Here is a 12,806-nt window from a genome sequence, read left to right as displayed (position 1 = left end):
ATCAAGCCGGACGCCTCGCTGATAGTGCGCCTCTCGCTACGCGTCGCAGACAACTGACGCGGCCGAGTTATGGCTCGGCGTGCGATCGCACGCCTATGCAACCTTTCGGCAGGTAATGCCGTCGTCCACAGAGGAAGTACCCCCATGACGCAGACAATCGGAATCATCGGCTCAGGCTTGGTAGGCAAGGCCGTCGCTCGCCTGGCCATCGCGGCCGGCTACAACGTGGTTATCAGCAATTCGCGTGGTCCCAGCACCCTTTCGACCTTAGTGAATGAGCTGGGCTCGAAGGCACGTGCCGGTACCGTAGAGGAGACGATCGCCGCGGGCGACATCGTGACCCTCTCAGTGCCGCTTGCGACGTTCGAGAAGCTTCCGGCCAACGCTTTCGCGGGCAAGACCGTTCTTGATCAAAGCAACTACTACCCGGGAATGGGCGAGTTCCGTCGAGCCGATCTGGATGCAGGCGAGCTGACGTCCAGCGAACTCATGCAGCGCCATCTCAAGGGTGCCAAGCTGGTCAAGGGTTTGCACAACCTCAGCTGGATCCACATGGAGAGCAACGCTCGTCCGGCAGGGCACGCGGACCGCACCACATTACCGATCGCCGGCGACGAAGGCGCCGCAAAGGCAACGGTAGCCGGTTTCATCGAAGCCATCGGCTACAACGTCGTGGATGCCGGCTCACTCGCAGAAAGCTGGCGAATCGAACCCAACACGGCGATCTACTTCTGGCGCTATGCCCCCAAGGTGCCAGACGGCGTGTCCCACGAAGAAGCCAAGCGGATCTATCAGCAGCGCGGCGAACCGGTCTCCCCTCAGGAGGCGCGCAAGCTGATCGATGAGGCTGTGCGTCCATCGCCGATCGGCGGAACGCTGGAAGGCATGCCGCAGGTGCACGTGGATCTGTTCCTGGAACAGGCCAGCGCGGACACCATCAAGCAGTAAGCGAGCAGCGCCACGCGGCGACTCCCCGCGCTGGGTGACGTTTCAAGTCTCGAAAGGGCGGCCAACCGACCGCCCTTGCTCTTCGCATTGTCGATGGTTCGTTGATGACTTCTAGGACAACAGTCTGTCGTAAACATCGCTATTTATCTACTTCGATAGCTTACCTACAGTGATGTCCACATCGCAAGTACGGTAAGGCGAAGGCGCAATGAAGATTGGAATACTCAACACCGGCAACGTGGGCAGCCGGCTCGCACGAGCCTGGGCAGCTGCGGGACATCAATTGAAGCTCGCCAAGGACGGGGAGGATCGCAAGATCGCGCCTCTTCTGGATGAGCTGGCAAGCGAAGCGACCCTTGGCACGATCAAGGAAGCTGCCGAGTACGGAGACGCACTGCTGTTCTCCGTCTACTGGCCCAGGGCGAACTCTGTCATCGAAGCCGCAGGCAAGGCGCTGGCGGGCAAGGTGGTGATCGAGACCATGAATCCGTTAGGCGTTACGGACGACTTCGTTCACTTCCACGATCATGCCTTCATGCGGGAAAGCTCGACTGCCGAGTACCTGCAGGAGCGGCTCCCCGACGCGAAAGTGGTCAAGGCATTCAACCTACTCGCAGCCCCCGCGCTTGAGTCGGACGCATGGTCATCCTCGGCCTCCAAGCCGAGCATCTTCTACGCAACGGATCACCACGACGCCGGTCAGGTTGTACGACGGCTAATCGAGGATGCGGGGTTCACGCCCGTCAACGCCGGGCCCTTGAAAGCTGCACGTCAGCTCGAACAGCTCGGCGTGCTGCTGCATCACGTGGCCGAGAACGAGTACGGCGGCGACGCTGATCTTCTGAAGCTGGGAGTCTCGGTGGTCGAGGCGATCCCGGGTCCCATCATGCGCGAACGCATCGTCTGACTCGCCAAACGCCTCACTACAGGGTCCGGCTGCCGCGACCCCAACTCCACATCCGTCGAGGAACTCTGAATGACTAAGCAGCTTTCTGGTAAGACAGCATTGGTAACAGGTGGATCACGAGGCATTGGCCGCGCGATCGCAGAGCGTCTTGCGAAGGACGGCGCGACCGTTGCCCTGACTTACAACGCGAGCAAGTCGGCGGCCGACGAGGTGATCGCCGGCATTCTGAAGTCGGGCGGCAATGCCTTTGCGCTACACGCCGACCTGGTCGACGCGAGCAGGATTCCGGACCTGTTCGACAAGTTGGACATCGAGCTGACCCGTCGGAATGGCGCCAACGCGCTGGACATCCTGGTGAACAATGCCGGTAACGCGGGATGGGGCGGGATCTCCGACGCGACGCCGGATAGCTGGGACACGATGATTGCCGTCCATGCGCGTGCGCCCTTCTTCATGGTGCAGTCCGCCTTGCCGCGCCTCAGTGAGGGCGCCCGCATCATCAACATCTCATCCGGTCTGGCGACTCGGCCGCTTCCGATGGTCCCCATCTACTCGATGGCCAAGGCGGCCATCAACAATCTTACGCACGCGCTGGCGATGGAACTTGGTCCGCGTGGGATCACGGTGAACGCCGTGGCGCCTGGCTGGACGCGAACCGACATGAATGCCGCTGTGCGTGAGAACGCTGATATGGTCAAGGCGATTGAAGGCGACACCGCCTTGGGTCGATTCGGCGAAACGTCCGATATCTCAGCGGTGGTCGCTTTCCTGGCTTCGGATGAAGGTCGTTGGGTCACCGCACAGGTGATAGAAGCGAGCGGCGGCTACAAGCTTTGAAGTCCGCTTCTGGCCGGAAGCGGACATCTGCCCGATCTGCCTATTCTCCCGAACAACGCTCTCTCGGACTCCAGTCGGACTGCAAACTCATCCACGGGGTGTCATCGGGTATGACCAGCAGTACCAGGCTTCGTCGCCCTTTGGGTGAGGCCTGCAGGTGTGGCCCTCCATGCAGGATGTAGTGCTCACCCGCGGCAACAAGGGCAATGCCATCGCGGGTTTCCACGCACTGCTCTCCTTCCAGCACATAGAAGACTTCTGGTCCCGGATGGGAGTGAGCTCGGGTCTTCATGCCCGGGGGAAACCAAGACTCAAGAAAACGTACACGGCCCTGCAACGGCGCACGGATAGGCCCTATTGATTCCGTGATCGTTGCGCCATGGATGAGAGCCGGTCTGGCATCACCCATCACATGAAGCCATGCTTTTCCATGAGCCTCCGCGGCGACGGCCTGGCCAGCCTGCGTCGCGGCGACGCGGGCATCAGTCATCGTCGGGAGAGAGTAGATGTGCCAGTAGAGCTCGCCGCTGGGGGCCTCGATATCAATCTCTGCGGACAAGTAGCAACCGGGCTCTCCAACGTGCTCACTGGCAGGTGCGGTGCACTGACCAGGCACGGCATTGCCGACAGTCTGTGTTGCGAGTAGTACCGCGAGTAGAAGCGACATGAGCTGCCTCCTTGTTGCGTACAAATCCCAACGGCACGACAGGGGGAGTCAGGACATCAGTTCTGGCCACTTCCGACCCATAACGGACACCGATGGCGATAGCCTTATCTTGGCTGCTGACGTCAGGCATGGGCAGCGGGCACGTTGCCGCGCCCGCCGTTGAACGTTCTCAGAAGTCCCAGCGTCCGGTGATGGACAGCGGCACCGAGACGCGGCTACCCGTGTCGTTGATGGCAGCCAGGCCGAGCCCGGCGATCGCTGAATCGTCATCTGAAAGATCGTCGATGTAGTTCACCCCTGCGGTGAGCCTCATACTGAAGCGCTCGGTAAACGAGATCTGCGCACCGGCCTCAAGACCGCCACTCAGTGCCCAGTCCTTCTCGTAAAACGGCGCATTCGGGATCGTGATCGCGGCATCGGGGATCTCGAAAGTGGCCCTGATGACATCGGTTTCGGTCGCACCCAGTCGCGCCGCGACGAATGGTCTGACCCGGCTGCCGTCGCGGAAGAAGTGCCGGTACCCAGCCTCCCACGCGTACGCGTTATAGCCCGAGAACCTTCCGAAGACGTCGAGCTCGGTGTCGAGCGCCGGCACGTACGCGGCACCGACTCGCACGCGACCATCATCGGCGCTGGTCTCCCTCGCCTGAAGGAACACTTCGCTCCGGTCGCTCAGTCCGTAGCCCAGTTCCAGGCCCCATGACTTGGCGGTGCCGTAGATCTGCTCATGGCTACGGGAACGAATGCGCAACTCCGCGCTGACGCCCGCCAGCGCGGGGTTCAAGGGACCGAGATCCGGCACCGGTGCCACGGCGCCGCTGTGGACGTCCCCGCTGACCGGCCTGTCGACGCCGCCGAACACCGACATCGAGAACTTTCCCTGTTGGGGACCTGCCGCGAACGCGGGCCCTGCCGCCATCAGCAAGGCGGCGCCAAGAAGTTTGATCTGCATGTGCCTCTCCCATCAGTACGGATAGCGCCTACCCACTGTAGGCACTGGCTCTACGCACGCGTGATGGAGGTGGATTCAAACAGGACGAAGTATGTAAGGGGCCTTTCACAACTGCTCACGCCGCGTCGACGTCGCTGTATGCGCTTGCCGTTTGTCAGCACTACTTCGGGCCAGTTCGGCGTCCGCTTCAGGCCGACAGCGGACATGGCTTGTGGCGATAGATCATCCATTGGAGCGCCGGCCTGCGGTCGGTCTGGATGGGAGGGCTCCACACCCACCTGCAGGCCGGCAAAAGACATCAATCGGTCCGCGGACGGGGGCGCATGACGACCTCGGATAGCAGCAGCAAGGCTGCGCCCACCAAGCAAGGGATCAGACCCACGAGGAAGGTGGCAGTCCCCGGCGTCGCCCAGTAGAAGAAGATCGCCATCGCCAGGCCGACGGCAAGGACGATGAGGCCGGCGGTCCGCGCCTTCGTCCGGCTCCTGCCGGCGTCGATCCGTTCGATCTCCCGCACGTAGGCGAGTAGGGGCTCCGGGTCTTTCGCCTCTGCGATGCGGTGCGCCATCTCGTTGCGATAATGCGCTTCCCGTTCCTTGCGGCGGTTTTCGAGCCAGATGACGACTGAAACGAACGCTAGGCTGGCCGTGACAATGATTGCGATCATCCAGAGTGCCGCCATGAGAATCCTCCGTTCCTGGGATTGCCGAATGTGTGGTCCGTCAGACGGCGGTCCGGCCCGGCCGGTTGCATTTTCTTGACTCGGCCCGGCAGCGAAGAAAACGCAACCGCCGATCCGCTCCCTCCGTCCAAGAGGTGAGAGGAGCAGGGATGAGCATGAGTGGAGAAGACGAGGCGACCGTTGACCGGGTGCTGGCAGGCGACACCGCCGCCTTCGCCGTGCTCGTTGCGCGTTGGCAAGGACCGATGGTGAACCTGGCGTACCGCTTCTGCCGCGATCATGCGCGCGCCGAGGACATGGCGCAGGAGGCGTTCCTGCGCGTCTTCCGTCGACTGAGTACATGGCGGCGCGACGCCACCTTCTCGACCTGGTTATTCGCCCTGGCAACCAATGTCTATCGCGATGAACTACGCCGGGCCTCGCCCGAGACCGTGCCTATCGACGTCGAGGCAGCCGCAGCAGGATCGGTTGAGGAGGGCGCCGTCGATACCGACCGCCGTGCGCTGGTAAAGCGTGCCGTGCAGTCCCTGCCGCCGAAGTACCGCGAACCCATGGTTCTGTTCTACTTCCATGAGCAGGATGTCGCCGCAACGGCCCACAGCCTCGGATTGCCCGAAGGCACGGTGAAGGCTCGACTCTCGCGTGGCCGCGATCTGCTGGCATCGAAACTGAGGAACCGGATATGAGTCCCGACGATATCGACCGCATTCTGGCCAGCGAGATCGGGATCGCACCCTCGCCGGCGTTCACCGCATCGGTCATGCGGGCCATCGAGCGGGAGACGCGGACCCTGCCGCCACTCGCTTTTCCTTGGAGGCAGGCATTGCCGGGATGGGTGGCGCTGGTCGCCTGCCTGGTTGCCGGCAGCGTCGGCATCGCAGGGGACGGCCCGGTGCAGGCGCTTCAGACATGGCTGGCCGGCCTATCCGCGAAGGCATCGACCCTTCAGCTCCACTGGGTCGCGCTGTCGATACTGGTGACGGCGCTCTCTCTCATGACCGCCAGCACCTTCGTGCGTCGACGGGCCCACTCGTGGGAGGGTGGTACCGCGGGGCGGTGACGCTGGGTTTCAATCGACGACTGCTTCCGACCCAAAGCGGACATCAAGGCAGTGTCAGCTCGACGCAGCTCCATTTCAGGGAGGCGGGAGGCCCTTTGCCCTAATTGAGAAATTATCGCGTAGGATGAAGCGGTAAGACTCTCGCGTCCCGTCCGACCGCCGATACCGTCGCTCGCTGCGCTTTCCTTCACGTGTCCCGTTGCGTCGGTCGACACATTCCCGGGAGCGCCCATGACGGGCTATCAGGTCCGCGAGACCCGCCAATCTGTTGGTGGGCATGTTTATCGCCTACGCGTGTTGAGTGATAAGCAGCAGTTCGCCGATCCCGACGGCCATGGCGCACGCATCGGGATCTCGCCCGCGCAATGGAGCCTTTTTGGGCAGGTGTGGCCTGCCGGACGCTTGCTGGCCCAAGCGATGCAGCGCTTCGACATCTTCGGCAAGCGCATCCTGGAGATTGGATGCGGGATCGGCCTGGCCAGCCTCGTCTTGCAAAAGCGCGGCGCCCAAGTGGTCGCTTCGGACATCCATCCGCTGGCGGAGGTGTTCCTCGCCTACAACGCTGCCCTGAACGGGTTGCCGGCCTTACATTATCGTCAGCTGCGCTGGGATGTCCCACTGCTGTCGCTAGGTCGTTTCGACGCGATCGTAGCCAGCGACGTTCTCTACGAATGCGACAGCGCCAACGTGCTCAGCGCAGTGATCGCACGTCACGCGGAAGCCCGTGCCGAAGTGTTGATCACCGATCCTGGGCGTGGCAACAGTGCCCGCTTCAGTCGTCTGCTCGCGATGCAGGGTTTCGCGGTGGATTCAACCCCCTGTCCGATGGATGATCGCGACTTGCCACCCCATCGCGGGCGGCTGCTGCATTACCGCCGCGGGATGGCGGCATGAGCGGAATCTCTCGTGCTGCTGAGCCTCTGTGCGCGCGCTGTGATGCTGTGTGTTGCCGTTTGACGGTTGTAGTGCAGCCGGAGGACCGGACTCCACAGCACCTGACCGAGCAGACGAAAGCCGGCTTGACCGTTATGGCGCGCGAAACCGAAGGATGGTGCGTGGCAATCGACGCCGCGCGCATGTGCTGTTCCATCTACGAGGCGCGCCCCGATGTATGTCGCCGCTTCGTAATGGCAGGGCCCTACTGCCGCGACGTACGCGAGGACTATATGGATCGCACTGCGCGCGGCATTCCGCTTTCACTGTTCTGAGAGGAGATGAACATGGAACGCAAACGTAAGCTTCCAGAGCCAAAGGAGACATCGAACTCCAATCCTCGGGACCCAGCAAGTCGAGTATTTGCGCGACGCAAAATCGGTGATCGAACTATGGTGACCCACGAAAGCTTAGCCGAGGATCTGGCATGTTTTCGACGAGGTGGAGGCGTTATCGAAGTGCTTGGTACAACACTGGTGCGGCGAAACGTGGGTCAGGATGGGGCGCTGCAATCATCGGCTCTTGGTAACGAACGTAAACGCCGAAACTAAGAAAGATGGTTGCTCTGAGCTGCGTGGCGATAGCTCACTGCCTCATCAGCACGAGCAACTCCTCTATGTGATACGGCTTCCCCATGTAGTGAACCTTGTCTGGTACATGACCGACTTCGCTGCGAGGATGCGCCGACGCCAGGACGACGCATGCGTCAGGAAGAACGCTTAGCGCCGCGTTGACTACATCCGATCCAGAGCAACCTGGTAAGGAGAAATCGGAGATGACACAGTTGAATGAGGTGCCAGAGCTCAGAATTCTTAAGGCCTCTGGGCCGTTCTTGGCGTATGTCACCGCGAAGCCCTCGTCCTCAAGAATTTCTACCATCAGCTCGCTGAGGAGTATGGCGTCGTCGACGAGAAGAACCTGTGGGCGCGACGGCATTTGGTGTTCCTTGTAGTACCTAGATGCCGAGAACGCGCGGTTCCATTCTTCGGACGAAGAAGTGAACTTAGAAATGCAGAGCAGGAGGCTCTATCAGGATGCAACGTCTAGAGCGGCGACGACACGCAGCAGAGCTGTTTTTCGTTCCAATGCCCAACGCGTAGCCCAGCCCTCACCAGAATCGAGGGATCGCACGGCGACCTCCTCATGGCTGATTCCCTTGCCCGTGATGAGGATCCTTGCAATCCAGCCGCGGCGTTCCGGACCGATCTCGATGATGGGGTGGCTTCGGCAGAACAGCGTCCGGCGCTGCTCGTCGACTTTCCATTTGAATCCTTCGGGGAGTGCAGTGGTGCGTATGCCCATGACGTTCCCCTTAGGTGCGAAGCACGATCTCATGCTGGATGTGCTGGTAGCGTGACGGTCCACAGCGCTTGGTAATCTATGAATTCGGTCGTCACGTGTGCGCGATAGACGAACTACATCGCCATGCTGGCGAAACAACCAAGCATACAATTCACAGTCGTACGCTAGAGGGCGGTGCAAGTAAGCGTGAAGCGATACCCTCGCGCTTCCAGCAACGCTCGCATGCGTTGCTCCGCAGCCGCTCTATGGAAGTCCCGTCCTGCCCAAAGCGTGTAGCACGGACGCCCCTGGGTGCGAACGCCGCTAACACGACGCGATACTGCGATGTCCAGTGATGAGCATGCCGTGGCCCACATGGTTCGAAGATCGGTAGGGCCAATGGATTGCTGTGCACCAAGATGCAGGATAAAAACCTGGGTTTGCTGCTGCTTTAGCATTCGAACCTCGTCGGCACGCGGGTGATCGCGAAGTAAGCCGAGAGGGAGAGGGGTCGGCCCGTAGGGGGCGGAGGAAGCTACCCGTCAGCAACGATACGTATACGCCGTTGCTTCAACAGTAGCAATGACGTGAGGTGCCGTATCGTCGAGCGGGTAGCGCCCCTTCGCGTCAGTCATGGCTCTGCTACGCCAGTGGTAGGTGCCTCATCGCGACGGATGCGCTCATGGCCGGTGTCACCGAGGTCGTACTCGCAGGCACAGCGAGTCAGGATCGCCCACAAAGGTAACGGTACGGACGCAGCTGGATCGCGAATGCTCGCTAGGCCTGAGCGGCGTAGCGCAGCACCGTCTGTTCGTCCTGGATCACCTGCTTTGTCGATTCGAGCCACCTCAGCGCTGCTCCTTGGTTCTTGATCGACCCTCCCAACTCGTCGGTCAAGCAACGTGCGCAGGGCTGGCCGCCAGGGCTGGGTCTGCAGCAACGACTGCAGGGAGACATCGTCGTTGTAGCGGGAGGTCTCAGTTGGTGGGAAATTCTTGCCATAAGGGCGCTGGCCGCACTCAGACTATCCATGGTGGCGTATCCGTGTCGTATAGGGGGCAGGCATGGTCGACGAGGGCCGCGCCGACTAGGGCTGACGGCGCACAAGAATGGCGGGACGGCTCTCCGCCGCTTGCATTCCGTTGCAGCCCTCTCACTGAGGCCTGGCTTCCGGTATGTTCACCTTGTCGATGACATGGATCACGCCGTTCTTGGCCATGATGTCCGACTCCGTGATCTGTGCGCCGCCGATACTCAGCGTCCCTTCTGCGACTTCAACCGGTGCATGCTGTCCTTGCAGGGTACGCGCTGCCTTCCACTGGCCAACATCCTTTGTGGTCCTGTGGCCGCTGACGAGGTGATAGTTGATCAGCGAGGCCAGTTCATCCTTGTTGGCTGGCTCAAGCAGCCGCTCCAGCGTACCGGCCGGCAGTGCCGCGAACGCTTCATCGGTCGGAGCGAACAGGGTGTATTGCTCCGTACCTGTGAAGGAGGCCGCGAGACCGGCCTTGTCGATCGCTTTGATGAACGTGCCGAACGTGCTGTTGCTCCTTAGCGTGCCCAATAGGTTTCGTTGCGCGGGATTTTCTTTTTGCTGAGTTTCCATGGGTATTCCTGCGAAGGACGTTAGGGAGGTCGAATGAACGGCCAGAGCCGTGACTTGGCGCGTGCCAAGTGAAGCTCAATGCGGAGGATCGGCGGGCGTGGGTCTTGCGCGGCTGAGCAGCCGATACGGTATTGCACCGTAACAACTGGACGGTGCGCCGTGCGCCGTTAGTGCGGCGTGACGCCCGCCTATCAGAATGTCGATTGCGATGGCGCGTTACGTGGTAGCTTCATGGGACGCGAAATTCCGATGTTGGCTAGCTTTCGCGCCCGCAGTGTGCCGGCCCGCACAATCGCTGGAGCCGACTCATGAGCATCAAGCGACATCGCATCGTCTCAAGCCAGTCTCCCTTCCAGGGCATCGCCAATCGCCTTAAAGACCAGGCGGTGCAATGCGCCGAGAACGAAGGCTGGCCCATTCCGGATGAGCCTTCAGAGCCGCTGCCGGCGGTAGCGCAGAGCTGCTTCGCGCCGCCTGCCGCTTCGCGCATGAGTAAGCATGTAGGGGATGAGCCCCAGTGCTGGTCCGGGCGTCATGGTTTACGTAAGCGCGTAGCTTTAGTTAGGAGCGCGGTCACGCAGGCTGCGCGAACCTGATCGGCATATCACCGGTAGCCTGCTTGCAAGGACGCCAGTGGAAGGCTCAATCAAGGCGGACCCCTAATGGGTACGCGTTGCCCACAAATTTGGTCCATCTTGCATGCATAACGCGAGGTCTGCACGAAATGCGCGAGAATGCTCGACGTAGTATCAGGAGCGCCTCAACGCGATGGCACTCTCGGCCTGTAACTCCACCCCCATCCGGTCGAACATGCGCCTGCTAGCCGGATGCGAACTGGCCGTAGAATCGATCGAGGACTGTGCGGTGGTCGCCATGCTGCGACCGCGCAGTGGCGAAGCGCAATGGCTGGTCAGCGAAACGTACGCGTTCTACCCTCACGTTCGGCCGACCGAGTTTGTCGACGTGTTCGGCAATCTGTGCCAGCGCTTTGTGGTGCAACGGGGTAGTATGAGAATCCGGGCCGAGCTAGAGGTCGAGACCGAGCGTGATATTGCCATAGCACCTTGGGTCGCGCCGGTACCGGCCGCTCTCCTTCCCGATCACACACTCCAGTATCTGCTACCGAGTCGCTTCTGCCCGAGCGATCGTGCTTTCGATCAAGCGCAGGCCATCGTGAATGAGGCAGACCCTCGCAGTGGTCAGGTCGGCGCGATCGTGGAGTGGATACGCAAGCATATCGTGTACCAGTACGGCGCGAGCGATGCCACCACGGATGCACTCGGCACCATGGAGGCGCGTGCCGGCGTCTGTCGCGACTATGCTCATATCGGCATCATGCTATGCAGAAGTCTGCGCATTCCCGCCCGTATGGTGGTGGGATATCTGTACGGGCTGGAACCCATGGATTTGCATGCCTGGTTCGAGGCATACCTGGACGGCCGCTGGTACACCTTCGACCCGACGCAGTCTTCGCCCCGTGGGGGTCGGATCGTGGTCGCCTACGGCCGCGACGCTGCCGACGTTGCTTTCCTGACCAACCACGGGTGGCTTCAGACGTTGGAAATGCAGGTATGGGTAGGTGAGCCAACTGGTGGTTAGCCACGTTCGTTCATAGGCAACCCACGAGAGCGGTTGGGCAGTCTCCGCATCGTAGCTACGCTTCCTGTTCCAGTGCAGCATGTTCGCTTCTGGCCGAAAGCAGGTGTCTGACATAGCAGGACGGGGGTGGTCACACCAATCCAACACAGTTGATCCAACGAAGGGCCCGCGTATTTTTAAACCCTCCCGCGCAGTCCGAAGGAACAAGAAGGCATCATCGAACGCGGGCCGCATCCAGGGGATGCGGACGAGGACCATCCACGCGCTGAATCGACAGTTCGGGCGCAGGTTGGCTCAGCGCCGGCTTCGGGCCAAGGCCCTCGGTGCCACGTGATCCTTACGATGTGCTTTCGCGCGCCTGCGTACCGCCGAACGTTAGGGCAACTTAACCTCCAGTCGCCCGCCCCGCGTAAGATGCTTGCATACACAAGAGACGTTAATCATGGATAGCCGCTTCCCTCAAGTGGTCGATATCGACGTGCCTGCGCTCCACAAGAAGGTCGACAACGATGAGGACGAGGCCATTGTCATCAGCTTGGATACTGAGCCATCAGATGACTGGATACAGCTTTTCCGAGGAGAAGTAGAACAACTGCGTGGAAAGATCGTACTGGCTGACGTCAGTATCGATGGCAAGAAGATTTCCTTCTTTGCCTCGTCGGGCGACTATCGGCAGTTGGGCGAAGTGATCAAGCGGCTCATTTCGGGAATTGCTTACAAGTTGCAAAGTGCCCGCAACGCGCAATAGCGGCGGATGTATGTAGGCCCTAACGCTCACTTGGCATTGCGTCCTGTGAACAGAATCCTGTCGGCTTCCAGCCCTGTTCGAGCTCCTCAAAGGTCTGTTCTCTGGTAGCAGGAGCAGCAATAGGCTTCGTCTTCCCTCTTGTTGCGGTCTGCAGATGCGGGCCCAGCCATGGCAGGACCGCTTGCTCAGCAGCTTCCCCATTCACAACGCGAGGGCCGAGCGCTTTCTCGACCGCTGGGAGTTCCAGCAGCTTCCTGAGAAAGAGCGCATGCAGCGCATCCCGGGGGTCCTCCCAGGATATGTGGTGGTGGAAAGAGTGCGCTCGAGCGTGCGAGTGCGGTCGCGGTAGCGAAACAACTCGTTTTGAACTGTAATGCGGGAAGATGTCATGAAGGGCGGTAAAGGTCCCTAGCTCAGTGGCACCCGAACTCTGAGTGTCACTCCGCGATGTCCGCTTCTGGTCTTGGATTCAACCGATCGACGCAACAGTTTTCCGATATCGCTGTGCCGGTGTTTCGTAGCCCAGCGTCTTGCGTGGCCGCTCGTTGAGTTGGCGTGCCACGGCATCCAGCTTGGCCTGCGAGAC

The 12,806-nt window shown here is 60.9% G+C and carries 15 protein-coding genes and 1 pseudogene; 9 read left to right on the top strand and 7 right to left on the bottom strand.

Features of this window, described 5'->3' with window-relative positions; all coding sequences use genetic code 11:
- Positions 1–69 precede the first annotated feature (69 nt).
- The 3 genes from IB225_RS00080 (at position 70) to IB225_RS00070 (ending at position 2,692) form a co-directional block, all read left to right on the top strand.
- A complete protein-coding gene (locus IB225_RS00080; RefSeq protein WP_225583128.1) occupies positions 70–948 on the top strand; it encodes an NAD(P)-binding domain-containing protein in 879 nt (292 codons plus the stop codon).
- 208 nt (positions 949–1,156) lie between these two features.
- The gene (locus tag IB225_RS00075) at positions 1,157–1,855 is read left to right on the top strand and encodes an NADPH-dependent F420 reductase (protein WP_192308546.1); all 699 of its coding nucleotides are present in this window, start codon (positions 1,157–1,159) and stop codon (positions 1,853–1,855) included.
- Positions 1,856–1,924: 69 nt separating this feature from the next.
- Positions 1,925–2,692: an SDR family oxidoreductase gene (locus IB225_RS00070; RefSeq protein ID WP_192308544.1), complete on the top strand. Its 768-nt coding sequence runs from the start codon at positions 1,925–1,927 to the stop codon at positions 2,690–2,692.
- A gap of 40 nt (positions 2,693–2,732) precedes the next feature.
- On the opposite strand, the gene IB225_RS00065 is transcribed toward IB225_RS00070, so the two are convergent.
- From IB225_RS00065 to IB225_RS00055, 3 genes are all read right to left on the bottom strand, one after another.
- Positions 2,733–3,359 (bottom strand): hypothetical protein, encoded by a 627-nt coding sequence (locus IB225_RS00065; protein ID WP_192308542.1) that lies wholly within the window; start codon positions 3,357–3,359, stop codon positions 2,733–2,735.
- Between the two features lie 169 nt (positions 3,360–3,528).
- Positions 3,529–4,311: a MipA/OmpV family protein gene (locus IB225_RS00060; protein WP_192308540.1), complete on the bottom strand. Its 783-nt coding sequence runs from the start codon at positions 4,309–4,311 to the stop codon at positions 3,529–3,531.
- Between the two features lie 298 nt (positions 4,312–4,609).
- Positions 4,610–4,993 carry a DUF6249 domain-containing protein gene (locus tag IB225_RS00055; RefSeq protein ID WP_192273583.1) on the bottom strand — a complete coding sequence of 128 codons (384 nt, stop codon included), beginning with the start codon at positions 4,991–4,993 and terminating at the stop codon, positions 4,610–4,612.
- A gap of 149 nt (positions 4,994–5,142) precedes the next feature.
- On the opposite strand from IB225_RS00055, the gene IB225_RS00050 reads away from it, so the two are divergent.
- The 4 genes from IB225_RS00050 (at position 5,143) to IB225_RS00035 (ending at position 7,261) form a co-directional block, all read left to right on the top strand.
- Positions 5,143–5,679, top strand: a complete 537-nt coding sequence (locus tag IB225_RS00050; RefSeq protein ID WP_192308538.1) for a sigma-70 family RNA polymerase sigma factor — start codon at positions 5,143–5,145, stop codon at positions 5,677–5,679.
- The gene (locus IB225_RS00045) at positions 5,676–6,053 is read left to right on the top strand and encodes a hypothetical protein (RefSeq protein ID WP_192308536.1); all 378 of its coding nucleotides are present in this window, start codon (positions 5,676–5,678) and stop codon (positions 6,051–6,053) included. Before IB225_RS00050 ends, IB225_RS00045 begins: the two co-directional genes overlap by 4 nt.
- 231 nt (positions 6,054–6,284) lie before the next feature.
- The gene (locus IB225_RS00040) at positions 6,285–6,947 is read left to right on the top strand and encodes a methyltransferase domain-containing protein (protein WP_192308534.1); all 663 of its coding nucleotides are present in this window, start codon (positions 6,285–6,287) and stop codon (positions 6,945–6,947) included.
- Positions 6,944–7,261 (top strand): YkgJ family cysteine cluster protein, encoded by a 318-nt coding sequence (locus IB225_RS00035; protein ID WP_192308532.1) that lies wholly within the window; start codon positions 6,944–6,946, stop codon positions 7,259–7,261. The genes IB225_RS00040 and IB225_RS00035 overlap by 4 nt, the downstream gene beginning before the upstream one ends.
- 310 nt (positions 7,262–7,571) lie before the next feature.
- Here the strand turns inward: IB225_RS00035 and IB225_RS00030 are convergent, their stop codons facing one another.
- From IB225_RS00030 to IB225_RS00020, 3 genes are all read right to left on the bottom strand, one after another.
- The gene (locus tag IB225_RS00030; RefSeq protein ID WP_192308530.1) at positions 7,572–7,922 is read right to left on the bottom strand and encodes a response regulator; all 351 of its coding nucleotides are present in this window, start codon (positions 7,920–7,922) and stop codon (positions 7,572–7,574) included.
- A gap of 93 nt (positions 7,923–8,015) precedes the next feature.
- Complete coding sequence (locus tag IB225_RS00025; protein ID WP_192308528.1) at positions 8,016–8,288, bottom strand: hypothetical protein; 273 nt, start codon at positions 8,286–8,288, stop codon at positions 8,016–8,018.
- A gap of 1,132 nt (positions 8,289–9,420) precedes the next feature.
- Positions 9,421–9,873: a fasciclin domain-containing protein gene (locus IB225_RS00020; protein ID WP_192308526.1), complete on the bottom strand. Its 453-nt coding sequence runs from the start codon at positions 9,871–9,873 to the stop codon at positions 9,421–9,423.
- Between the two features lie 768 nt (positions 9,874–10,641).
- Here IB225_RS00020 and IB225_RS00015 point away from each other — a divergent pair.
- A complete protein-coding gene (locus IB225_RS00015) occupies positions 10,642–11,472 on the top strand; it encodes a transglutaminase family protein (protein ID WP_225583126.1) in 831 nt (276 codons plus the stop codon).
- Between the two features lie 442 nt (positions 11,473–11,914).
- Positions 11,915–12,220: a hypothetical protein gene (locus IB225_RS00010; RefSeq protein WP_192308524.1), complete on the top strand. Its 306-nt coding sequence runs from the start codon at positions 11,915–11,917 to the stop codon at positions 12,218–12,220.
- 469 nt (positions 12,221–12,689) lie between these two features.
- Here the strand turns inward: IB225_RS00010 and IB225_RS00005 are convergent.
- A pseudogene (locus IB225_RS00005) lies at positions 12,690–12,806 on the bottom strand (IS30 family transposase); the annotation flags it as partial.

Source organism: Pseudoxanthomonas sp. PXM02 (assembly GCF_014851805.1).
GTDB lineage: Bacteria > Pseudomonadota > Gammaproteobacteria > Xanthomonadales > Xanthomonadaceae > Pseudoxanthomonas_A.
The sequence above is the reverse complement of the archived record's forward strand: the minus strand, read 5'-3'. Positions and strand labels throughout refer to the sequence as shown.